Origin of the sequence: Rhizobium sp. BT04 (assembly GCF_030053135.1) — a bacterium.
Taxonomy (GTDB): Bacteria; Pseudomonadota; Alphaproteobacteria; order Rhizobiales; family Rhizobiaceae; genus Rhizobium; species Rhizobium binxianense.
Window position 1 is genome coordinate 1,964,230 of sequence record NZ_CP125652.1, and the last position, 23,161, is coordinate 1,987,390.

Genomic DNA, 23,161 nt, shown 5'->3' on the forward strand with positions numbered 1-23,161 from the left:
AACGAGAACAAGGAAGGGCATCCCACGGAAAGGGATGCCCTGTGGTTCGATATTATCCGCCGATCGTCAGGGTAACCGATGTAGGGCCATAGGAAAGGGTTGCCCTGTGGCCGGAGATGGTGAACCTGTCGAAGATGCCGGTAACGGCTTCCGCCTTCAGTATCTCGATCTTCGTTCCGGGCGCCGGGGCGTAGCCCGAGGCAAGCGTCACGGCGAGGTCGCCGGAGAGCGCCGCCTTGCCAGCGATGACCAACATGCCTGCGCCGCCAGCACCGAGCGTCGGCTTCGTCGCCGCATTGGCGAACTGCTGGTAATCACCGCCGACGGTCAGGGGCTTATCGGCCGCCAGGACGAGAGAGCCGCCGTTTACCGTCAGTCCGCCGGTGCCAAAGGCCGAGGGCGAGCCTGCCACCAGCACGCCTTCTTCCAGCACCGTGCCGCCGGCATAGCTATTGGTGCCGGAAAGGCCGAGAATGCCGCTGCCGCGCTTCACCAGCTTGCCCTTGCCACCAATATCGTTCCGCCAGCTATCGATCGCATTGAAGCCGCCCTTTGCCGCGTCCATCGTCACCGTCACATCCTGTTCGAAGGCGCCGTAACCATCGGCCGCGGCAAACAGGTTGAGGCGGCCGTAACCTTCTGCATCGTCGAGCAGCGGATAGCCCGAGGCGATCTCCGTCGTCCTCAGCACGTCGCGGCGCTGCTCGCCGTCAAGATAGGGCAGACGCGTTTCGAGAAGCGCTTCTGCGCCCTGCGGCACGTGGGCCGGCTGATCGGTCGCATGGATGGTGGGCAGGCCATAGCTCAGGCGCTGCAGCACGAAAGCGCGGTTGGCGTCATGATCGGCGAAACGATCCGCGGCAAGCGGCGCTGCATGGGCGACGACTTCAAGCGCGCCGGCATCAGTAACGCCTGATTTGGCAATGAGCCAGGCCTGCGCTTGGGCGTAAGCATCGCTCTTCAGCGCTGAATTGTCGGCCTTGTTCAGATTGTAGACGACCGTGGCGGTGCCGAGCATGCGGCCGCCCATCACGTCGAGTGGAGAATGCATGCCGGCAAGGATGCGGTCTTCGCCCATTTCGCTGGCGCGCGTGATCATTTCCTGAAAACGCTGCGGCACGAGATAGGCCATGGCGAGCGCATCGCGCCAGGCTTCTGCCGTATGCCCGCTTGGGAAGCCGCCGTCCTCAACCGGCTTGCCGTTCTTGGCGGGCTCGAGCGTCGGGACGACCGAGACATCCTGGCTCCACCGATAGGGACGGGCATATTTGAAATAGCGCTTGGCCGGCTCCGTCGAGCCGTCCCCACTCGCGGCATTGATGAAATCGATGGCAAGGCCCATGTCCGGGTTGGCATCGGTCTTGTTTTCCGTGTCCGGCTTGCTGCCGGCGCCGCGATTGTTGCCCTTGTCGTCGGATTTGACGGTCGTCGCATCGGCGGCCACTTCGGTAATCGTGGTGGTCTGCTTGGAGCCCGCCTTCCAGGCATCCGTCAGCGGGCCAAGGCCGTCGACGATACTGGCATTCTTGCCACGCCGATCGTCGAGATAGGCGGCGACCGCCTGATCGGCCGTCCGGGCCTTCGTCGCTTTGACGACGTAGGCGATATTCGCATCATGGACGAGCTTGTTGAGGACCTGGCCATCGGTCTTACTGAAGGGAATGCCGTCCCAATCCGTCTTGGCCACCGCAGGGCAATTGTCCTTGGCCGGTGCCTCAACGCCGGCATCGACGAAGGGCGTGCGCGGCGTCCAGACTTCTAGGAAGCCAGAGAGAAGATGGACGGCGGCATTGGTATCCACCGTCGAGAAGCAAGCATCGCCACGCTTGTTCGTGTTTCCCGCCTCCGCATAAGGCGCTTTCGCCGCCGTCGCCTGCTCGGCGGCGGCAAGCGACGGCACGATCGAAATGAGGCAGACGAGGGCAGTGCTCAGGCGGAAAAGGCTTAAAGCAGACATGATGATACCCGAAATGATTGAACGAACGGCGGGAGAGTTAGAGCCCTTATGTGACAGACCGGTTTCAAAAATATTGCTGTTCTGTGAATCTGCCGGCGCCCCGCCTCTTGCCTTTCTCGCCCGTCCCGCCAAGAGTGCCTGAGAGACGATGGGCCCAACCGGAATGCCGGAAGGAAGACATGGCAGCACGCCAACGCATCATTCCGGTAAGACGCGAATACAATCGCTGGGTCGCCAACCAGACGCTGGAAGATTATGCGCTGCGCTTTACCGCAAAGAGCGCCCGCCATTTCTCATCGCAGCGCATCTCGCAGACGGCAATCGGCGCGATCTCCTTCCTGGCGCTGGAGGCGATCGGCGGCGCGATCACGCTGTCCTACGGCACCACCAATGCCTTCTATGCCATTATCGTCGCTTCGATCGCCATGCTGGCGATCGGCCTGCCGATCAGCCGTTATGCCATCCGCCACGGCGTCGACATCGATCTTCTGACCCGCGGCGCGGGCTTTGGCTACATCGGCTCGACCATCACCTCGCTGATCTATGCTAGCTTTACCTTCATGCTGTTTGCGATCGAGGCTTCGATCATGTCCGGCGCGCTGGAACTGACGCTCGGCATCCCACTCTGGATCGGTTACATCATCAGCGCCGTAATGGTCATCCCGCTGGTGACGCACGGCGTGCGGCTGATCAGCAAGTTCCAGCTGATGACCCAGCCCTTCTGGATCGTGCTGAACATCCTGCCCTTCATCTTCATCGCCTTCATGGACTGGGGAAAGTTCGATCTCTGGCGCGCCTTTGCCGGCATCCGCCACGCCTCCGGCCCGCCCGGCACGGTCGCGGATTTCAATCTCGTCGAATTCGGCGCCGCCTCCGCCGTCATCCTGGCGCTGATGTCGCAGATCGGCGAACAGGCGGACTTCCTGCGCTTCCTGCCGCCCGACCCGCAGCGCAAATGGCGCCATCGCCTCGCCATCTTCCTCGCCGGTCCCGGCTGGGTCATCATCGGCGCGCCGAAGCTGCTTGCCGGTTCGTTTCTCGTCGTGCTGACCTTCACGTCAGGCGTGCCGCTCGATCGCGCCGCCGACCCGGCGCAGATGTACCTGACCGCCTTCGGTTACATGGTCCCCTGGCACAATGCCGCGCTGCTGTTGATGGCCGCCTTCGTCGTCGTCTCGCAGCTGAAGATCAACGTGATGAACGCCTATGCGGGCTCGCTCGCCTGGTCGAACTTTTTCTCGCGGCTGACCCACAGCCATCCCGGCCGCGTCATCTGGCTGGTCTTCAACGTCGCAATCGCCCTGCTCCTGATGGAGCTTGGGATCTACAGGCTGCTCGAGGAAACGCTCGGCATCTTCTCGATCATCGCCATGGCCTGGCTTTGCACGATCTCCGCCGATCTCTTCATCAACAAGCCACTTGGCCTTGCTCCCCCAGGCATAGAGTTCAAGCGCGCCCATCTCTACGATATCAACCCGGTCGGCCTCGGCGCCATGACATTGTCGGCGACGGTGTCGCTGATCGCCCATTTCGGCGCCTTCGGCGAGACCGCCGCCTCGCTTGCCCCCTTCATCACCCTCGCAATCGCGCTGGTCGCCACGCCGGCGCTCGCCTGGGCGACGAAAGGCAAGTTCTATCTCGCCCGCAAGCCGCGCCAGAGCTGGAAGAACGTGACGAGCATCACCTGCTCCGTCTGCGAGCACCCCTTCGAGCCGGAGGACATGGCTTGGTGCCCGGCCTATGCGGCACCGATCTGCTCGCTCTGCTGCTCGCTCGACAGCCGTTGTCACGACATGTGCAAGCCGGCCGCCCGTTTCAACGCCCAGGTCGGCACCGTCGCCAAGACGCTGCTGCCGGAGAGCATTCTGGCCAAGCTGACGACGCGCCTCGGCCGCTACGGCATCGCCGTCGCTTTGGCGCTGACCGCGATCGGCGCGATTCTCGCGATGATCGCCCATCAAGTCGCTTCCGCCTCGCCGGAGACAGCCGAGGTCGTCAACCGGACCATCCTGATCGTCTTCTTCGTCTTCTCGGTGATCTCAGGCGTCGTCTGCTGGTTCTATGTGCTCGCTCATGACAGCCGCGTCGTCGCCGAGGAGGAATCCTCGCGCCAGAACACGCTGCTGCTCAAGGAAATCGCCGCCCACAAGAAGACCGACGCCGCCTTGCAGAACGCCAAGGAGACGGCCGAGGCCGCCAACCGCGCCAAGAGCCGCTATGTCGTCGGCCTCAGCCACGAGCTACGCACGCCGTTGAATGCCGTGCTCGGTTATGCCCAGATCCTCGAGCGCGACGAGACGATCCCGGTGCCGCGCCAATCCTCGATCAAGGTCATCCGTCGCAGCGCCGAACACCTCTCCGGACTGATCGACGGCCTGCTGGATATTTCCAAGATCGAAGCCGGACGCCTGCAGGTCTATTCCAACGAGATCAACATCCAGGATTTCCTCGATCAGATCGTCGACATGTTCCGCCCGCAGGCGCAGGCAAAGGGGCTCGCCTTTACCCATGAGCGCTCGCCGGCCTTACCGCAATTCGTCCGTACCGACGAAAAGCGCTTGCGCCAGATCCTCGTCAACCTGCTCTCCAATGCCATCAAATTCACCGATGAAGGCAGCGTCACTTTCGATGTCGGCTATCGCAGCCAGGTTGCGACGTTCACCGTCACCGATACGGGCCGCGGCATTACTGAAAAGGACTTGCCCCGCATCTATGAACCCTTCCAGCGCGGCGAGGCCGAAAGCGTGCGGCCGATGCCGGGCCTCGGCCTCGGCCTCACCATCACCCGGCTGCTGACCAATACGCTCGGCGGCGAGATTGCGGTATCGAGCATCAAGGATGAGGGTTCGACCTTCCGCGTCCGGCTGATGCTGTCCGCCGTCATGCGCGCCGTGGCCGCCGCACCGCAGGAAAAACGCATCGTCGGTTACGAAGGCCCGCGCCGCACGATCGTTGTCGTCGACGATAACGAAGACCATCGCGAGATGATGCGCGAAATCCTGGCGCCGCTCGATTTCATCGTGCTGACGGCGGCTGGCGGTGCCGAATGCCTGACGCTGATCGAGGGAATTATACCGGACCTCTTCCTGGTCGATATCCTAATGCCCGGCATGAACGGCTGGCAGCTCGTCTCACGTCTGCGCGAGGCCGGTCAGACGGCGCCGGTGCTGATGCTTTCGGCCAATATCGGCGATGCGGCGGTTCTCGGCGACAGTGACGACAGCCACAATGATGCCATCGGCAAGCCGGTCGACATCCGTCAGCTGCGGGACAAGCTCGCTTTGCATCTTGGCCTGAAATGGATCTATGCCGACGCCGCGCCTGCCATTTCCGTCAAGACGGAAGCGCCGATGCTGAGCCCCGGTGCCGCGCATGTGCAGGAATTGCTGCGGCTCGGCGAGATCGGCTATATCAGAGGTATCGAAGCCAAGCTTTCGGACCTTGCCAAGGTGGAGGCAAATCAGCCATTCACCGAGAAACTCCACGCCTATGTCGCCGCCTTCGATCTCGCCGGCTTCATGACCTTCCTGCACGACTTCGACAAAAAGGTGGAATCCATTGGCTGAGCCGGCCCTCCCCCGCGACATCGTTCTGCTCGTCGACGACTCGCCCGAAGCGCTCGGCTTCCTGACCGACGCGCTAGAACAATCCGGCTTCTCGGTGCTGATCGCTACGTCAGGCACGGCAGCACTTGGTATCGTCGAGCGCATCACACCCGATCTCATCCTGCTCGACGCCGTCATGCCCGCGATGGATGGCTTCGAAACCTGCCGCAGACTGAAAGCGAATGCCGCTGTAGCGCAGGTGCCTGTCATCTTCATGACCGGCCTGACCGAGACCGAGCATGTCGTGCACGCGCTGGAATCCGGCGGTGTCGATTATCTCAGCAAGCCGATCAACATCGACGAATTGCGCGCCCGCATCCGCGTCCATCTGCGCAACGCTCGCTCGGCCCAAAGCGCCCGCGTGGCACTCGACGCAGCCGGCCGTCATCTGCTGGCAGTCAAAGGCGACGGCGCCATCCACTGGTCGACGCCGCAGGCAACACGGCTGGTCAATGCCGCCATGGGCAGCGACGACGGCATGGACATCGTCGTCCGCCATATCGCCGGCTGGATGCGCGACCGCGTCGCCGCGATGCGCGACGGCGTCATCTCGATCGCCCATGCCGGCCAGGCGGCACTGCAGCTCGCCTTCCTCGGCGCGATCGGCCCCGACGAATATCTCTTCCGCCTCACCGCCGCCAATCAGCGCAGCGACGACGAGATGCTGCGCCAGCGCTTTTCGCTGACCCAGCGTGAATCCGAAGTGCTGCTCTGGATCGCCAAGGGCAAAGCCAACCGTGACATCGGCGAAATATTGGGACTGTCGGCGCGCACGGTGAACAAGCACCTCGAACAGATCTACGTGAAGCTCGGCGTCGAAAACCGGGCGTCAGCCGCCGTGAAGGCGACGCATGTGCTGCACGAGATGTGAGAAAATATTAAACTCCCCTCTGGCCTGCCGGCCAACTCCCCACCTGTTGTACGGCCCCCTGATACATAGCTGACAGATGTTCGGAGACATGCCTGACACTCCCGCGATGATTCGTCGGGAGGTCCGCATGGCTTGGCAGTCCGCGTCTCTTCCCGGGCGCTGCCGAGACTTGGCAGCAACCCAGGCGGAATAGAATGCAACCGTCCAAAAAAGAAGCCCGGTCGGAACCGGGCTTCGATAGTCATGTCCCAGAATGGGGAAAGCTTACTGCGGGAAGTAGCTGTACTTGCCGTCCGGACCCTTCTTCCACTCATACATGATGTAGCCGGGGATCTTCGGGTCGCCCTTTTCGTCGAACGAGATGTCGCCGAGAACGGTCGGGAACGGACCCTTTTCCTTCATGGCCGTGGCAACGGCTTCTGCATCCGTCGAACCGGCAGCCTTGGCGGCACCGGCGATCGCCTGCATCGCAGCGTAGGAATAGAGCGTGTAGGCTTCCGGGTTGAAACCAGCGGCCTTGAACTTTTCGACGAGTTCCTTGTTGGCCGGGTTCAGCGTCGGATCGGGACCGAAGGTGTTCAGCGTACCGGCGACAGCGTCACCAGCGATCGAGGCCAGTTCGTTCGAAACGATACCGTCGCCCGAAACCAGCGTTGCCTTCAGGCCCTGGTCGGCTGCCTGACGGATGATGAGACCGGCTTCAGTGTGCAGGCCACCCCAATAGATGATCGAGACGCCGGCTTCCTTCATCTTGGCGATGAGGGCGGAGAAGTCCTTGTCGCCGACATTGATGCCTTCATAGATGACTTCGGTGAGGCCGGCGGCATTCATCGCCTTCTTGGTTTCATCAGCGAGGCCCTGACCATAGGGGGTCTTGTCGTGAACGACGGCGATCTTGGCGTCCTTGAAGTGGTCGGCAAGATACTTGCCGGCGATGGCGCCCTGCTGGTCGTCACGGCCGCAGGTGCGGAACGTGTTCCAGAGGCCCCGTTCCGTAAACTTCGGGTTCGTTGCGGCGGGGGTGATTTCGAGGATGCCGTTTTCGGCATAGACTTCCGAAGCCGGGATCGAAACACCCGAGTTGAAGTGGCCGACGACGAACTTGACACCGTCAGCAACGAACTTGTTGGCGACCGAAATGCCCTGCTTCGGGTCGGAGACGTCGTCGCCGAGCTCGAGCTTGATCTGCTCGCCGTTGATGCCGCCGGCGGCGTTGATATCGGCGGCCGCCTGCTCGGCACCCTTCTGAAGCTGAGCGCCGAATGCGGCGTTCGGGCCAGTCAGCGGACCAGCGACAGCGATGAGGACGTCGGCCCAAGCGTTGCCGCTGAAGGCGACCATCGCCGTCAGAGCCACTGCCGACAGAAGAGACTTCTTCATATTGTTACTCCCAATTTTTGGGCGGGTTTCGGTCGAGACCCGGCGCATTAACCCACCATTGACTGCGCCAGGGAAGCTGTTCCACTCGGAAGGCAATTCATGCCTAGTTTCAACGGACTGTCAATGTTTGTCCTTCCACGAGAACGCGGAAGTTTTTTCGTACAGCCAGTAATAGTTGTTGACCATCTGATTGGTGCGGCGGTAGCGGAAGCCGGCCGTCGAAAAGACCAGCAGCGTCACGAAATCGATGATGTAGTAGAAAGCGTCGAGCATCGGCCCATTGAACAGGGCATGGTGCAGGAACTGCATCGCCCAGGCCAGCAGGAAGGTGTAGACGACGGCCAGCGGATAGTTGTTCCAGCCCTCGGCGACCGCTTTGCCGGCACGCCACGCCGTCCAGAAGCCCAAGAGCACGACAATGACGCGGATCGCCACAAGGGGGCCGGCATCGCCTTCGAAGAAAAGTCCCTGCATATCAAACTCTCCTTTCGACCTAATGTCTTCCGCCTTCGAGATAGGCAGCGCGGACCTCGGAATTGGCGAGAAGTTCCTTGCCGGAGCCACTCATCGTCACCTTGCCGTTCACCATCACGTAGGCGCGGTGCGAAAGCCTGAGGGCGGCAAACGCGTTCTGCTCGACCAGGAAAACAGTCAGCCCCTCCGCCTCGTTGAGCTTCTTGATCGCCTCGAAGATGCCCTTGACGATCAGCGGCGCAAGACCGAGCGAGGGTTCGTCGAGAAGAAGCAGTTTCGGGCGCGCCATCAGCGCGCGGCCGATCGACAGCATCTGCTGCTCGCCGCCCGACAGTGTTCCGCCACGCTGGGCGTGACGTTCCTTCAGACGCGGGAAAAGCGTGAAGATCTTCTCGACGTCTTCGGCGAAGTATTTGAGATTGTCGAGGCCGGCGCCCATCTGAAGGTTTTCCAGAACCGTCATGCGCGGGAAGATGCGGCGGCCTTCAGGTGACTGCGCGATGCGCAGGCGAGCGATTTCATGCGTCGGCATGCGGGTGATGTCGCGGCCCTCGAAGAGGACCGACCCCGTGCGGGCCTGCGGACTGCCGCAGATCGTCATCATCAGTGTCGACTTGCCGGCGCCGTTGGCACCGATCAGGCTGACGATCTCGCCTTTGTTGACCTGGACATCGATGCCGGCCAGCGCACGGATATTGCCATAATAGGTTTCGACGCCATTCACCTGAAGGAGCGGTTGACCCGTCATTACTTCATCGCCCATCAGTTTGCGCCTCCTTCGAGCTGCTCGACGGTCGCGATCACCTCTTCCACTTCTTCATCCTCGACACCGAGATAGGCCGCGATGACCCTCGGATCGTTCTTCACGTGATCCGGCGTGCCATCCGAAATCTTCTGGCCGTATTCGAGAACGACGACGTGGTCTGAAATTTCCATGACCACCGACATGTCATGCTCGATGAGCAGAATGGACGTTCCGGTTTCGGCACGGATATTCTGCAGCAGCGCGTTAAGCGTTGCCGATTCCCGTGGGTTCAGGCCCGCAGCCGGTTCGTCCAGGCAAAGCAGTTCCGGACCGGTGCACATGGCGCGGGCGATTTCGAGGCGCCGCTGGGCGCCGTAGGGCAGATCGCCGGCGGGATCGTCGGCGCGGTCAATCAGGTCGGCCTTCTCAAGCCAGAAGCGGGCAAGCTCGATCGCTCCGGCTGCCTCCCGCTTATAGGGACCGACGCCGATAAGGCCGAGGATGGTATAACCCGACGCCTTCATCAGCTTGTTGTGCTGGGCAACGAGCAGGTTTTCGAGAACAGTCAGACCGGAAAACAGCCGGATGTTCTGGAAGGTGCGCGCCACCTTCGCTTCCTTGGTGATGCGAAAGTCCGGCAGACGCTCCAGCAGATATTGCTTGCCGCTCTTCTGGTTGAGCGTGATCATGCCCATCGTCGGCTTGTAGAAGCCGGTGATGCAGTTGAAGACAGTGGTCTTGCCGGCGCCGTTCGGCCCGATCAGCGCAGTGATATCGCCGCGCTTGGCTTCGAAGGAGAAGTCGTTGATGGCCATCAGGCCGCCAAACTTCATCGACAGGTGTTCGACCTTGAGAAGAGTGTCGTCAGACATCGTGTTCGTTACTACCGGGCTCATCAACCATGGCCCTCCTTGATGAAGCTTCCGGATATCGCCCTGCGCTCTTTGAGGAAGGCAGTCGGTTCACGTGAGCCGACGAAACCACGCGGTTTGAACAGCATGACGACGACCATGGCGAGACCGAAGAGCAGCATGCGGTAGAGTTCCGGCGTGAAGTCAGGCCCGAAGATCGCTTTCAGGAAGTCCATTTCGCGCAGCGCTTCGGTGCCTCCGACCATGACGATCGCGGCGATCGCGATGCCGGTCAGCGAGCCCATGCCGCCGAGAACGACGATGGCGAGAACAACGGCCGATTCCAGGAAGACGAAGGATTCCGGCGAGACGAAGCCCTGGCGCGCTGCGAAGAACGAGCCTGCAAAGCCCCCGAACATCGCACCCGTTGCAAATGCCGTGAGTTTGGTCGTCACCGTGTTGATGCCGAGTGAACGGCAGGCAATCTCGTCTTCACGCAACGCTTCCCAGGCACGCCCGATCGGCATGCGACGCAGCCGGATGGTGACATAGGCCGTCAGCATGCAGAGCAGCAGAATGAGATAGAAGAGGAAGATCTTGTAGTAGGCAGAAGACATCGGCAGGTGGAAGAGCTTGGCAAAGCCGCCCGCCGTTGCATCGAAGGGGATACCGAAGAGCGTTGCCTTCGGAATGCTCGAGATACCGAAGGTGCCCTTCGTCACGTCAGTCCAGTTGATGAGGACGAGGCGAATGATTTCACCGAAGGCAAGCGTCACGATGGCGAGGTAATCGCCGCGGAGGCGCAGCACCGGGAAGCCGAGAATGACGCCCCAGAGTGCCGCGAAGATACCCGAAAGCGGCAGCAGCACCCAGAAGGACAAGCCGAAATAGCTGGACAGCAGCGCGTAGGAATAGGCGCCGACGGCATAGAAGGCGACATAGCCGAGATCGAGCAGGCCGGCGAGGCCGACGACGATGTTGAGCCCCCAGGCGAGCATCACGTAGATCAGGATCTGGATACCGAAGTTGTCGACCCACTTCAGCGAGCCCTGAGCACCGACAAGCGCCACGATCACCACAGGATAGAGCGCCAGCGCAAGCAGTGCGATCTTCAGGAAATGCCGATGGAAGAAGCTCTTCTCGGTCGAAATGTCGAGTTCGCCCTGTCTCGCCTTTGCCAGCTTGCGGCTGTCAAGATGCGGCCTCAGGAAAACCACCGTGGCGAATCGCCCGATGGCGGCGATTGCGACGAAGATCGCAAGCAGGCCCCAGCGCTGGACGATGATCAACTCATTGTTGATGTTCTGGTCGGTCTTGAGGCCGACATAGAGAACGAACATGCCGAACGACAGGACGGCGGCGAAAAGGGCTTCGGTAAGGCCTTTGCGGACAAGTCCGGCATCGGGCTTGCCTGCAGAATTCGTAATGTTTGCCATGACGTTATACCTTCTCGACTTCCGGCCGTCCAAGGATACCTGTCGGCTTGAAGATCAGCACGAAAGCGAGGATGGCGAAGGTCGCGACATCCTTGTACGCGATGGTGAAATAGGCCGACCACAGCGATTCGATGAGGCCGATCATCAACCCGCCGAGAACGGCGCCCGGCAACGAGCCGATGCCGCCGAGAACAGCCGCGGTAAATGCCTTCACACCCGGCGTGAAGCCATCGGCGAACGAAGCAACGCCATAATACATCAGATACATCGTGCCGGCGACGGCAGCCAGCGCCGCGCCCATGACGAAGGTGATCGAGATCGTCTGGTCGACATTGACGCCGAGCAGTGCCGCCATTTTACGGTCCTGCTCCGTGGCGCGCTGGGCACGGCCGAGTGCGGTACGATTGACGATATACCAGAAGATCGTGAGCAGCACCGCCGTGATGACGATGATGATGATCTGCTTCAGCGACACCGAGATGTTGCCGAATTGGTAAACCGAACTCACCATCGGCGGGATCGGCTTGTTGCGCGGACCTTGCGTCACCTGGATGAAGTTGGAGAGCGTGATCGACATGCCGATCGCGGTGATTAGCGGCGCCAGGCGGAAAGAACCGCGCAGCGGACGATATGCGACGCGCTCGATCGTCCAATTCCATAAACTCGTCATCAGCATCGCGACAACAAGCATCGCCAGCAGCAGAACCGCCACCGGAAGACCTGCGAAGATGGATGTGAGGACGAGAAAGACGATAAGAGCGGCGAAACCACCGAGCATGAAGATGTCGCCATGGGCGAAATTGATCATGCCGATAATGCCGTAAACCATCGTATAGCCAATAGCCACTAGGCCATAGATGGATCCAAGCGTCAGCCCATTGAAGAGCTGCTGGACGAAATACTCCATATGTCGTTTTCCCCTGGATGCGAGCCGAACAGGCTGCATCTCTTTTTGGTTCTTTGGTTCCCCGTTTCAGAGAACCTCATAGGCCGAATGCATACCGGTTTCGTTGAAAATGTGAAGACAAAAAGGATTTACTCCGTCAAATTCTTGCCCGAACAGGCCAAAGTGGCGCATTTTGAACCAAAATCCACAGAAAATCAGCAAGGAAGGGCGTATTTTCAGTCAGAGACTGCCACTGAGTTAACCATCCGCAGATGTTACGGCGATTCCCTGCGCTGCTTGCTGCGCAAGCTATTCCATAGAAGTGGAAGATGGCGCAAATTCAAACCTCAAGCCGGCTGCTTTTACGAATTCCATTTCACCAGCAAATGCCCCATCTTCGTCTGACAAGGCTGAAAGCTTATGGTAGCATCTTGAACGGCGTTATCGGGGATGCGGAGCGCGACGGGAAACACCATATCAAGTATCTGTGGTGACAGGGATGGTTGCGGACGAGCGACAGTGGGGTGCTCGGCCCGCGTGGCGAAACGGCAAAAGGACAATGCTGAGGACATTTGAAAGGGCGGCGCTCGAAGCCGGCAGGGCCATTATCACGGTCTTGCGCGAAGGCTTCCCAGTCGCCATGAAAGCGGATGCAAGTCCGGTCACGGTCGCCGACGAGGAGGCCGAACGCATCATCCTCGCTCATCTCGCCAGAGATTATCCCGAAATACCCGTCGTGGCGGAAGAATCGGTCGCCGCCGGAAAAGTGCCCGATATCGCCGGCCGAGGCTTCTTCCTCGTCGATCCTCTCGACGGCACGCGCGAATTCGTCGACGGACGGCAGGAATTCACCGTCAACATCGCCTATATCGAAAGCGGCGCCCCGGTAGCCGGCATCGTCTACGCGCCGGCGCTCGGGCTTGCCTTCTCCGGAGAACGCGGACGGGCCGAAAGGCTTGTCGTCACCGACGATTTCGCGGTTGGCGCACGCACAGCAATCGCCGTGCGCGAACAGCCGGCCGACAGGCTGGCGCTTGCAAGCCTTCGCCACAACAGCCCGGAGACCGGGAGCTTCCTTGCCGATCACGCGATCTTCAAATGCACCAATATCGGCTCCTCGCTGAAGTTCTGCCTGCTGGCCGAAGGCAAGGCCGACGTCTATCCGCGTTTTACCCGCACGATGGAATGGGACACCGCGGCCGGAGATGCGGTGCTGCGCGCCGCCGGCGGTTCGACGGTGACGCTCGACGGAGCGCCGCTGACCTACGGCAAGACCGGAACCGCGGCCGATTTCGACTTCGCCAACCCGAACTTCATCTCATGGGGCGGCAGGAAGCGCATCCTCGAACCTGCGTAGTCTCCCGCAATAGGCACCAACGACCGACACCGGGCAAATCCCTCGCACCACGCGATACTCGTGCCTGTCGCCGGCCTCGGCACGTGGCTCCCGTTCGCCCCCGTCTTTAAGGCCGCTGTCTGCACAGCTTTGAACGCGGACAGCTGCAGAGTGTGATTTGCAACGCCAGGATGGGGCAAGCGATTCCCGGCGCGAATCCGATTCGCCGAATCTTCCGTGCCGGATGCTGCCGACCCCGCCTTGATTTTGTCATATTTTGACACACTTCGATGCCGACCGGGCATCTTCACGAAAAAATTTTGCCTGGTATCCGGTTAAAAATATCGGTTAACGAGTAACCGTCGCGTGCCGAAACCGCACGTCGGACCACCCCTGGAAGCCCTCGCCAAAGGCCTAAAAACTTTGACGAAATTCCAATTATTAACAAAATATCATGAGCTTGCCTCAACTTAACGCACATGCGAAAGATTTATTGCGATGCGATATTTCTCTGGACACCATTACACAATTGTCGCATTTTTCCGTTTTAGTAGGGTTACCAAGACCTGAGTGCACCCCTGGTGACAGGGTTAACCATTGATCGCCTATTGCCGCCGCGCCCCTCGAAGACAACAGAGTACGATCCTTGAGCATCACGGAACTAAACAACAGCATTTCGACTGACTCCTTCCGGCCGAGCCGCCGCCAGCAGCCGAGCCTGAAGATTCAGACCCCTGTCATCCATAGCGATGCGCCGCAGGCGCCGCTGATGGACATCGCCCTGAAGCGGGCGTTCGACATCGTTTCGTCGTTGAGCGCCCTCCTCGTCCTTGCCCCCTTCCTTCTTTTCGTCGCGCTGCTGATCAAGCTCGACAGCCCGGGACCGGTGCTCTTCAAGCAGACCCGCTGGGGCAAGAACTGCAAGGCCATCAAGGTCTACAAGTTCCGCTCCATGCGCACCGATCTCTGCGATGTCTCGGGTGTTGCCCAGACGGTGAAGAACGACCCGCGTATCACCCGTATCGGTGCCATACTTCGCCGCACGAACGTCGATGAGCTGCCGCAGCTGCTGAACGTGCTGATGGGCGACATGTCCGTCGTCGGTCCGCGCTGCCATGCGATCGGCATGCGCGCTGGCGGCATGCTCTACGAAGAGCTTGTGCCGGAATATCATCAGCGCCACGCCATGCGCCCCGGCATGACGGGTCTTGCCCAGATGCGCGGCCTGCGCGGCCCGACCGATCGTCCGGCCAAGGCGCGCGCCCGCATCGCCAGCGATCTCTATTACGTCGGCAATTTTTCGATCTTGATGGATATCCGCATCATTGCCGGCACCGTCGTGTCGGAGCTGACCCGCGGAAAAGGCTTCTAAGTTTTCCGAGAAGACCGGCTGCCTTAACTTATGTAGGCCAAAACCGTGCATCGGTTTTGGCCTACATGCGTTAAACGGAGCCTGAAGCGCGCAGTGACGGGCTTGAATGCACCGGAGGTGTCAGCGGTTCCGGGATAACCCGCCTGCATGCGGCCGAGCGAATCAAGCTTGCGCATCCCGCTCTTCAGATAACCCACCATTTGCGACGAGAGATCGAGAATGATCGCGTCTCGTCGCTGCTCTTGCCGGCCTCAGATCAGCGCAGACATCCGATTTCGTGTCGGTTCAGCCTCGGAGCAGCGCCATCGCCTTTTCTTGCATGGGACAGTTGCCCGAGAAGGCGAAGATGTATTGTTTCAGGGCAGCGTCGTGCAACGCAGGCGAAGCTATTCTTCAGCCCGGCGGCTTTCCTGATTGGCGGCGCTGACCGCAAATGGCTCCTCCTCACGGAAGATCGGTACGATCGTCCGCTTCATCGCGGTGACCGGCCTGCCGCAACAGAAGAGATCAGCGGTGGCGTACTCGACGAGATCCTGCGGCCGGTTGCTGATCGACAGGTTTCGATGAAAGCCGCGCGGTCGCGCACCGCGGGAAAACCGAGAGTAGAAAGATATCGAAGCCCGCAAGCATCGCCATCTCGCCCAACCGGGCCATGGCGTCGGCCGAATCCCGGCGTCCTCGGTCTATGACGGCGAAAATGCAGCATTCTCAGCGCAGTCATCGGCTGCCCGCTCCCGTCTTTTTATCCTTAGCCTCACATCCTGGGCTTCGGCCCCGCCCCGCCGCCGGCAACGAGAAGCTTGCGTCGAAGCATCAGGAAAGACGGCTTTTGCCCGCATCCCGAGGACACGAAGCGTCAAAGGCACGAACTGGATTGGGTCGATACAGTGGGAAGAACAGAGACGACGTTTTGCGCTCATTCTCACTTTGCGGCGCTTAGAAAATTGTCCCGGCAAACCGGGTCTTATTCACTCCGACAAATTCACGTGGCGGCCGTCAACTACCCCCAATCCGGGCCGGACGGCGTCTAAATTTGTTATCAAAGTCTTACGATGGGTTTAGGCAAATTTTAAATGTGGCAGGCTAGAGTGACGTCCGTGGTCTTGCGTTGTGTAGAGAGTCCAATGACCGAAATGATACGTCCTCGAGTGAAATATGTCATCGGCCCCGATGGCAGCCCCCTGACGATCGCGGATCTGCCGCCGCCCAATACGCGGCGCTGGGTGATTCGCCGGAAGGCAGAGGTTGTCGCGGCGGTTCGCGGTGGCCTGTTGAGCTTGGAAGAGGCCTGCGAGCGTTACACGCTGACGGTCGAAGAATTCCTCTCCTGGCAGTCGTCGATCAACAGCCATGGCCTTGCCGGCCTGCGCACCACGCGCATCCAGCAATATCGCCACTGATCGCACACCAATATCGATGAAATTTATTTCGGGCCGGACGCATCTCCCATCAGGGAATGAAGAAGGCCCGAAATCATTGACGAGGCCGCGTAGCACCAGAGGCCGGGCTGCGTGAAGGCATCCGCCAGCCCCGTCGTCTTTGCCGCCGCAATGACGATCGCGACCAGCAGCACGTCCATCATTGACCACTTGGACAGATGCGGCACGACGCGACGATAAAACAGGCTGCCGGCCCCGCCGCCGGCAGCCGTCGCTTCTGCGGTGATCCCCATCGCCTCCACGGTGATGCCGATCATCTTCAGAAACGGGAGCACGACCGAAACCAGCGCGACGATCGCCGCCAGCAGTTCATCCCCGCCCTTCCAAAGCGAGACGATGATTTCGATAAGCGACGGCGTCTTGTCGAAAAAATACAGCGTCTCGAAACGAACCAGCGGCAAGACGAGGCCGAGCGCCAGAAAGAACGGCGCTGCCACGAGCAAGATCGGGCGGATCAACAAAACCCTGCTCATCGCCCTGCACCTCATATGGATCCGACATTTCGCATGAACACACCGTCTCCTTCGTGCACCACCGCTGTGGCTTGGCATGACTGCCCCGTCATGTCACGGTCTGCGGCGACAATATCCGATCGCGAGGAAAGACAATGGACATTCGAAACGAGGACGGCGCCTCCGGCGGCCGTTATACGGCCGAGGTCGAGGGACACGAGGCAGAGATGACCTATTCACGCACATCGCCAAAGCTCGTGATCATCGATCACACCGCCGTTCCCGATGCGCTGCGCGGCAAGGGCGTCGGCCAGGCATTGGCGTTCCACGCCGTGGAGGCGGCACGCGGCGGCGGCTGGAAGATCATCCCGCTCTGCCCCTTCTTCAAGGCGCAGGCGCAGCGCCATCCGGAATGGCAGGATGTCGTAAACTGATTGTCGCGGCCCAGCGCATGCCGCCCGCAACTGCGCTGCCGGGGATAACGACATGCAAACACCAAAAGCCATGTATGAAGGACAGCGCGCCCGTCATACATGGCTTCTCTGAGGCGATCCCCGGGGCGCCGAAGCCGGCGCCCGCCGTTTTCTCTTACGCCCTGGCGCGGGCGCTGGTGTCACGCTCTTCCAGCGCCGTCGCCCTTGCATATTCCGCCTGCATTTCCTCGAGCGCCAATTCCAGCGTCTCTTCCTGCATCTTCAGTTCCTTGATCGAAACCTGCAGGTTGTCGGCCCGCTGACGCGCGGCCTTGGCGAAGGTCGGATAAGCAAAGTGATTCGGGTCTGATATACCGGACTTCTTTTCCTCGACGACGATCTGGCTCTCCAGATCCTTCGTCATCCGTTCAAATTCGGACATCATCATCTGCAACTGCTGCAATTGACGTCGTTTTTCGTTCACCTGAAATTCCTTCAGGCGAACGAGACTCTCTCGCGACTTCATACGCATTACTCCCGTGATGCGAGACCCCGGCTCAACTTGAAACCGCCCTGCGCGCCGCTTTGACACGGTTTGCTAAAAAATTTCCGGCGATATTAACAAATACCTACCGCTGGTAACCTTTCGTTTACGGGCATCGTTAATGATAGGCCCGATGATTTAAGGGTCGGTAAATGCCGCGGCATGAAGTTCGAACCTTTTCATTGGCGAGTCGGATGAATCACTTAGCGCCTTTTCCTAATGTTAAAGTTTAGGAGAGCCTTTTTGAGATTCCTATTGGAAAACAGAGAAATGGAAAAATTATTTAATAAATTCGATACTCCTTGCCAGAGTGAATTAGAATTTGTTAACCATTTCGTGGCAGCTTCCAAATCACGTAGCGTGTTCGGTATCGTGAGTGGGGGCCAGACCACCTTTCGGCGGCGGTAAAGGGGATAATTATGCGGGTACTTCTCATCGAGGATGATAGCGCTACAGCGCAGAGCATCGAGTTGATGCTGAAATCAGAGAGTTTTAATGTTTATACCACCGATCTCGGTGAAGAAGGCGTCGATCTGGGCAAGCTGTATGATTATGATATCATCCTTCTCGATCTGAACCTGCCCGACATGTCCGGATATGAAGTGCTTCGCACGCTCCGGCTGTCCAAGGTCAAGACACCGATCCTCATTCTCTCGGGCATGGCCGGCATCGAAGACAAGGTTCGCGGCCTCGGTTTCGGCGCCGACGACTACATGACCAAGCCCTTCCACAAGGATGAGCTCGTCGCCCGTATCCACGCCATCGTCCGCCGCTCCAAGGGCCACGCCCAGTCGGTCATCATGACCGGCGAGCTGATCGTCAACCTCGACGCCAAGACTGTCGAAGTCGGCGGCCAGCGTGTCCACCTGACAGGCAAAGAATACCAGATGCTGGAGCTGCTTTCGCTCCGCAAGGGCACCACGCTCACCAAGGAAATGTTCCTCAACCACCTTTACGGCGGCATGGACGAGCCGGAACTGAAGATCATCGACGTCTTCATCTGCAAGCTCCGCAAGAAGCTCGCCAACGCCGCCGGCGGCGCCAACTACATCGAGACCGTCTGGGGCCGTGGCTACGTTCTGCGTGAGCCGGATGGTGCCGAATACGCCGAAACCGCCTGATTTTTCCGATCCCCTTATCGGACAACGAAGATCCCGCCCTTCCGGCGGGATTTTTCGTTTCGGCCTGGCAATGAGAAGCAAGCCCGATGCGGACGATCTCAGACTGGACCAGTACAAAATTCTCGAGATCTCGATCAACGAAACAGGCTGTCGGCGGCCGAAAGCGCTTGCACTTTCGGCATCATGGCGCATGGAAGAGATTGCCGTCAGGCAGCGATCGCGCGGTTTCCGAAGACGGCGGTCAGGATCTTGCGATCGAACGGCTTCAACAGGAAGTCGGTGGCACCGGCGCGTTTGCCCGCCATCAGCTTCTTCAGATCCGCCTCGACAACACAGTAGTAGATCTTGACCTCTTTGCCGCCGTCCATGGCGCGGATGGCGGCGATCAGGTCGAGCGCGCCTTCCATGCCGGAATCGACGATCAGATATTCCGGCAGCTCCGCCTGGCAGCGTTGCAGCGCCTCGCCGGCGTTGGAGGCCTCGCTGACGAGAAAGTCGAGTTCGGAGAGAATGCGCTTGCCGACCTTGCGGACGATGTCCGAATTATCGGTGATCATGAATCTCTGCATGGCGACTCCTTTACCCCTGCATCTGTCCTTGCAAGGGCCTCTAAACAACAGCCAAGCATAGGTCGATCAGGCTAAGGAATCGTTACCGCGCGAACACCGATACTCGTTTTACGCGCAGGAATCAGGCGGCCGCGGCCATCGCGGTGAACACCAGTTCTTCGGCGCTGGCGCTGTGATCGAGCGTCATTCCGCACTCCTGCGCCAGAAGAACGGTATAATAGGGCTGGATCGAATGGGCGTCGATCGCCTCCTCGATCGCGCCGGTCGATATCTCGACGAATTTCGGCGGCAAGCGCATCAGTTTGCCTTTGGCCGTGAGCTTGAACCTGGCATCGAACTCGGGATTTTCCAGCGTCACCTCGAGCACGCCACCGCGCGGAATCGCGGAATAGGCGACGAGGAAGAGGTTGAGCAGCAGCTTGACGCGGTTCTTGGCGACGATGGCGCGTGGCCCGTTCCAGATCACTTCGGTCTTCTTCTCGGCGACGGCGAAATCCTTGGCGGCACGCTCGGCCTCGCCGGTGTCGATCGAAGCGCCGACGGAACCCGAAGCACCGAAGGCGAGGCGTGCGAATTTCAGGCGGACGGAAGCGTTGAGCGCGCTGGTGCGGATCAGATCCATCGCATCGGCATCGGCACCGCCCTCATCGAGGAGTTCCAGCCCATTGTTGATCGCACCGACCGGTGAGATGACATCGTGGCAAACGCGGCTGCAAAGAAGCGCCGCCAGATCCGGGCCGGACAAGGTGAGATTGGGGTTCTTGGACATCATCGTCTCCTGAGGGGCGGCAATTTCATCGCGCCCGGGAATATGCTTCATCAAAATTGCGCGAAGTTTGCGGTCGTATTCGGTGCCATAATGACACCATATTTGGTAAACCGATTGTTAAGATCATCGGCGCAAAATGCACCAATCGCCGCGAGCGGTTGCCCGCTCCAGCCAAACGACGAACGGATGACACCATGCGCCCTCGATTTCCGCACCGATTGATCGGCTTCTGCAGGTTGCTTTCGGCCCTCGTTTTTTCCTCGCTGATGGTTGCCGGACCCGCCTCCGCCCAGGATAACGGCCAGTACACGATGCAGGAAATCGTCGATGCCGGCCATTCCTTCTTCGGCTCCGCCAGCGGCGGACTTGCCAAAGTCGTCGAGAGTGCCTTCCAGAAATACGGCCTCCCGAATGGCTACATCCTCGGACAGGAAGGCGGCGGCGCCTTCATCGCCGGTCTTACCTACGGCGAAGGCCAGCTGAACACCAAAAACGCCGGCGAACATAATCTTTACTGGCAAGGCCCCTCGCTCGGCCTCGACTACGGCGGCCAGGGCTCGCGCGTGATGATGCTGGTCTACGACCTGCCCTCCGTCAACGGCATCTATGCCCGCTTCGGCGGCGTCAGCGGCTCGGCTTATGTGATCGCCGGCTTCGGCATGACGCTGCTCAAGAACAATGACGTACTGGTCGTGCCCATCCGCACCGGCGTCGGCGCTCGCCTGGGTGTCAATGTCGGTTATCTCAAGATTACCCAGGCACCGACCTGGAACCCCTTCTGAGGCCGCAAACCGCTGGAATCGGCCACCGCCCGCATCGGTGGCCTTGCCATGCGTGTCCTGCGTGCTTAATCATCGCGGCTAACCCGTATCAACCTTCTTACCGATGGCCGCGCCGTGATCGAATATGCTCTCTTGTTCGGATTGGGCTTCCTGACCGCGGCCTTCCTCGTCTTTCTGGTCTCGCCGGCCGTGCACCGTCGCATTGTCTGGTATACCGAGAACCGCCTGAAGGCGACCATGCCGCTGAGCCCGCAGGAGGTTCGCGCCCAGAAGGATATGGTGCGCGCGCTCTATGCCGCTGAAAATGCCCGGACCGCCCAGGACCTTCTGCGTGAGCGCGAAAAATCCCTGTCGCTCCAGCTCCGCCATGACGCGCTTGCCATCGATGCCGGCAGGCTTGCCGCCGAAATCGGCGAATTGCGGGCCCAGATCGGCGAGATGCATGTCGAAGCCGCCGAGCAGCGCTCGCATCTGCGCAAGGACGAGAATTATATCAGCCAGTTGAAGACCAATCTGCATATTGCCGAACAGTCCGCTGCCAACAAGGAGAGCGAACTGGCGACCATGAGGGCGCGGCTGAGCAAGCTCGGCGAACAGACCGATGGGCTGAGGATCGACCTGGCGGCACGCGAAACCGAGGCGGAGAGCCTGAAATTCCGCGCCAACGCGCTGCGCGATGAACGAGATACGCTGCGCCAAGACGTCACCCTTTTGCAGAACCGCGCAAGGGATGCCGAACAGAAACTGACACAGCAGCAGCATATGGTGATCCGCCTCGAGGACAAGGCAGCGCGCGAGAGCGCTTCCGCCGCCGAAAAGGAGGCCCTGGTCGCCCGCCGCCTTCAGGAGGTCGCCAAGTTGAAGGAACAGTTGAAGGCCGCCAATGCCGAGATCCGCAGGGTCAACCGGGTGCTGCGCGACGCCGGCCATGCCGGGATGGCCGCGGAGCTGCCGGCAGAATTGACGGCCGAAGACACGACAACATCCACGCTCGACACCGCCGTTGTCACGGCTGAGATCGGCGAGGATGTCCGCAAGCGCAGCGCCGCCCTTGCCGAGCGCCTGCAAAAGGCGAAGGCCGTTGCCGGCCGCGATGGCGCGATCCGCGAGGAAATCGCCTCGATCGCCGCCAGCATGGTGGCGCTGACCGCACTCAACGAGGGTCCCTCCTCGCCGATCCGAACGCTTCTCCCGGAAGGCGCGGAGAAGAACCCCAACGAGCGCGTCAGCCTTGCCGACAGGGCAGCCGCCATCATCGCCAATCCCCCGCGCATCTGAAAGATGCGCGGCGCGCGCTCATAAACCCGGGAAAATCAGTTCCGATTGTCGCGGTTAGATCCGCCCCATCGCGGAAGCCATGGAAAACAGCGCGATCCCCGTTGCCGTCGCGGCATTGAGGCTGTCGAGCTCCTCCGACTGTGGAATGCGCACGCTCCGGAAGCGCGCAAGCAGCGCCTCCGGCAACCCCTCCCCCTCCGTGCCGACGACCAGCGCCATGCGCGCTGAAGCCGGAATGGCGCGGATATCGGTCTTGCCATGCGGCGAAAGCGTCCAGATGGCAAAACCCCGTTCGGCAAGCGCCAGCAGCACATCCAACGCCTTGCCGCCGCGCCGGTGCGGAATGCTCAGCACCGAACCGACCGAGACACGCAGCGCCTTGCGGTAGAGCGGATCACAGCAGGTTTCGTCGAGCAGCACCGCATCCGCCCGGAAGGCCGCCGCATTGCGGAACATCGAACCGGCATTGTCGTGATTGGAAATGCCGCAGCCGACGAGCACCAGCGCCTGTTCCGGCAGCGCTTCGAGAAGCACCGCCTCGCCGCGATCCTCCCGCCGGCCGAGCGCGAGAACGCCGCGATGCAGATGGAATCCGACGACGCCGTTGAGGACATCGGCCTCGGCGACATAGACCGGCACATCGGCCGGCAACCGCTCCAGGATCGGCAGTACGCCGTCGACGCGGTTGCGCAGCAGCAGGATCTTCTCGGCAAAAAAGCCGCGGCCTCCCGCATGCGCTTCGGCGAGCATGCGCAGCACGACGGTGCCCTCGGCGATGAAACGGTTCTCCCGGCCCGTCAGGTCACGCTCTCTTATATCACGGAATTCAGCGACGCGCGGATCGTCGGCGCTGTCGATGGTGATCGGAACGGCGGCCATGC

Annotated in this window: 21 protein-coding genes; 9 read left to right on the plus strand and 12 right to left on the minus strand. The window is 60.5% G+C overall.

Annotation, left to right across the window (positions count from 1 at the left end; genetic code table 11):
- Positions 1-52: 52 nt before the first annotated feature.
- Positions 53-1,957, minus strand: coding sequence for a phosphatase PAP2 family protein (locus QMO82_RS18235; protein ID WP_183607801.1), 1,905 nt, complete (start codon positions 1,955-1,957; stop codon positions 53-55).
- A 179-nt stretch (positions 1,958-2,136) separates the two neighbouring features.
- Here QMO82_RS18235 and QMO82_RS18240 point away from each other — a divergent pair, with 179 nt between their 5' ends.
- Positions 2,137-5,523: an ATP-binding protein gene (locus QMO82_RS18240; RefSeq protein WP_183607800.1), complete on the plus strand. Its 3,387-nt coding sequence runs from the start codon at positions 2,137-2,139 to the stop codon at positions 5,521-5,523.
- Positions 5,516-6,433, plus strand: coding sequence for a response regulator transcription factor (locus QMO82_RS18245; RefSeq protein WP_183607799.1), 918 nt, complete (start codon positions 5,516-5,518; stop codon positions 6,431-6,433). The genes QMO82_RS18240 and QMO82_RS18245 overlap by 8 nt, the downstream gene beginning before the upstream one ends.
- Positions 6,434-6,697: 264 nt before the next feature.
- On the opposite strand, the gene QMO82_RS18250 is transcribed toward QMO82_RS18245, so the two are convergent.
- From QMO82_RS18250 to QMO82_RS18275, 6 genes are all read right to left on the minus strand, one after another.
- Positions 6,698-7,813, minus strand: a complete 1,116-nt coding sequence (locus QMO82_RS18250; RefSeq protein ID WP_183607798.1) for a branched-chain amino acid ABC transporter substrate-binding protein — start codon at positions 7,811-7,813, stop codon at positions 6,698-6,700.
- A 120-nt stretch (positions 7,814-7,933) separates the two neighbouring features.
- Positions 7,934-8,287, minus strand: a complete 354-nt coding sequence (locus QMO82_RS18255; protein ID WP_097621323.1) for a DUF6867 family protein — start codon at positions 8,285-8,287, stop codon at positions 7,934-7,936.
- 19 nt (positions 8,288-8,306) lie between these two features.
- A complete protein-coding gene (locus QMO82_RS18260) occupies positions 8,307-9,050 on the minus strand; it encodes an ABC transporter ATP-binding protein (RefSeq protein WP_183607797.1) in 744 nt (247 codons plus the stop codon).
- The gene (locus tag QMO82_RS18265; RefSeq protein WP_183607796.1) at positions 9,050-9,928 is read right to left on the minus strand and encodes an ABC transporter ATP-binding protein; all 879 of its coding nucleotides are present in this window, start codon (positions 9,926-9,928) and stop codon (positions 9,050-9,052) included. Before QMO82_RS18265 ends, QMO82_RS18260 begins: the two co-directional genes overlap by 1 nt.
- Entirely contained in the window at positions 9,928-11,319 is a 1,392-nt protein-coding gene (gene livM, locus QMO82_RS18270; RefSeq protein WP_183607795.1) for a high-affinity branched-chain amino acid ABC transporter permease LivM, read from the minus strand. Before livM ends, QMO82_RS18265 begins: the two co-directional genes overlap by 1 nt.
- Before the next feature lie 4 nt (positions 11,320-11,323).
- Positions 11,324-12,226, minus strand: coding sequence for a branched-chain amino acid ABC transporter permease (locus tag QMO82_RS18275; protein ID WP_183607794.1), 903 nt, complete (start codon positions 12,224-12,226; stop codon positions 11,324-11,326).
- A gap of 538 nt (positions 12,227-12,764) precedes the next feature.
- Here QMO82_RS18275 and cysQ point away from each other — a divergent pair.
- The 3 genes from cysQ to QMO82_RS18290 all read left to right on the plus strand — a co-directional run bounded on the left by cysQ (position 12,765) and on the right by QMO82_RS18290 (position 16,313).
- Complete coding sequence (gene cysQ, locus QMO82_RS18280; RefSeq protein ID WP_183607793.1) at positions 12,765-13,562, plus strand: 3'(2'),5'-bisphosphate nucleotidase CysQ; 798 nt, start codon at positions 12,765-12,767, stop codon at positions 13,560-13,562.
- Between the two features lie 625 nt (positions 13,563-14,187).
- A complete protein-coding gene (locus tag QMO82_RS18285; protein WP_183607792.1) occupies positions 14,188-14,913 on the plus strand; it encodes a sugar transferase in 726 nt (241 codons plus the stop codon).
- A 1,124-nt stretch (positions 14,914-16,037) separates the two neighbouring features.
- A complete protein-coding gene (locus tag QMO82_RS18290) occupies positions 16,038-16,313 on the plus strand; it encodes a DUF1153 domain-containing protein (protein WP_007533628.1) in 276 nt (91 codons plus the stop codon).
- A gap of 23 nt (positions 16,314-16,336) precedes the next feature.
- Here QMO82_RS18290 and QMO82_RS18295 read toward each other — a convergent pair whose 3' ends face one another.
- Complete coding sequence (locus QMO82_RS18295) at positions 16,337-16,825, minus strand: paraquat-inducible protein A (protein WP_246718295.1); 489 nt, start codon at positions 16,823-16,825, stop codon at positions 16,337-16,339.
- A gap of 134 nt (positions 16,826-16,959) precedes the next feature.
- On the opposite strand from QMO82_RS18295, the gene QMO82_RS18300 reads away from it, so the two are divergent.
- Positions 16,960-17,238 carry a GNAT family N-acetyltransferase gene (locus QMO82_RS18300; RefSeq protein ID WP_183607790.1) on the plus strand — a complete coding sequence of 93 codons (279 nt, stop codon included), beginning with the start codon at positions 16,960-16,962 and terminating at the stop codon, positions 17,236-17,238.
- A 154-nt stretch (positions 17,239-17,392) separates the two neighbouring features.
- Here the strand turns inward: QMO82_RS18300 and QMO82_RS18305 are convergent, their stop codons facing one another.
- Positions 17,393-17,743 (minus strand): flagellar export protein FliJ, encoded by a 351-nt coding sequence (locus tag QMO82_RS18305; RefSeq protein WP_097620375.1) that lies wholly within the window; start codon positions 17,741-17,743, stop codon positions 17,393-17,395.
- A gap of 437 nt (positions 17,744-18,180) precedes the next feature.
- Here QMO82_RS18305 and ctrA point away from each other — a divergent pair, with 437 nt between their 5' ends.
- The gene (gene ctrA / locus QMO82_RS18310; protein WP_003542362.1) at positions 18,181-18,882 is read left to right on the plus strand and encodes a response regulator transcription factor CtrA; all 702 of its coding nucleotides are present in this window, start codon (positions 18,181-18,183) and stop codon (positions 18,880-18,882) included.
- Between the two features lie 206 nt (positions 18,883-19,088).
- Here ctrA and QMO82_RS18315 read toward each other — a convergent pair whose 3' ends face one another.
- Positions 19,089-19,451 carry a response regulator gene (locus QMO82_RS18315; RefSeq protein WP_010069020.1) on the minus strand — a complete coding sequence of 121 codons (363 nt, stop codon included), beginning with the start codon at positions 19,449-19,451 and terminating at the stop codon, positions 19,089-19,091.
- A 121-nt stretch (positions 19,452-19,572) separates the two neighbouring features.
- Positions 19,573-20,220, minus strand: a complete 648-nt coding sequence (gene chpT, locus QMO82_RS18320; protein ID WP_183607789.1) for a histidine phosphotransferase ChpT — start codon at positions 20,218-20,220, stop codon at positions 19,573-19,575.
- A gap of 194 nt (positions 20,221-20,414) precedes the next feature.
- Between chpT and QMO82_RS18325 the strand changes: the two genes are divergently transcribed.
- Together QMO82_RS18325 and QMO82_RS18330 are read left to right on the plus strand one after the other, a co-directional pair.
- The gene (locus tag QMO82_RS18325) at positions 20,415-21,002 is read left to right on the plus strand and encodes a DUF1134 domain-containing protein (RefSeq protein WP_097620376.1); all 588 of its coding nucleotides are present in this window, start codon (positions 20,415-20,417) and stop codon (positions 21,000-21,002) included.
- Positions 21,003-21,116: 114 nt separating this feature from the next.
- On the plus strand, positions 21,117-22,280 hold the full coding sequence (locus tag QMO82_RS18330) for a hypothetical protein (RefSeq protein WP_183607788.1): 1,164 nt from the start codon (positions 21,117-21,119) through the stop codon (positions 22,278-22,280).
- A gap of 54 nt (positions 22,281-22,334) precedes the next feature.
- Here QMO82_RS18330 and QMO82_RS18335 read toward each other — a convergent pair whose 3' ends face one another.
- The gene (locus QMO82_RS18335; protein WP_183607787.1) at positions 22,335-23,159 is read right to left on the minus strand and encodes an RNA methyltransferase; all 825 of its coding nucleotides are present in this window, start codon (positions 23,157-23,159) and stop codon (positions 22,335-22,337) included.
- Between the last annotated feature and the right edge of the window lie 2 nt (positions 23,160-23,161).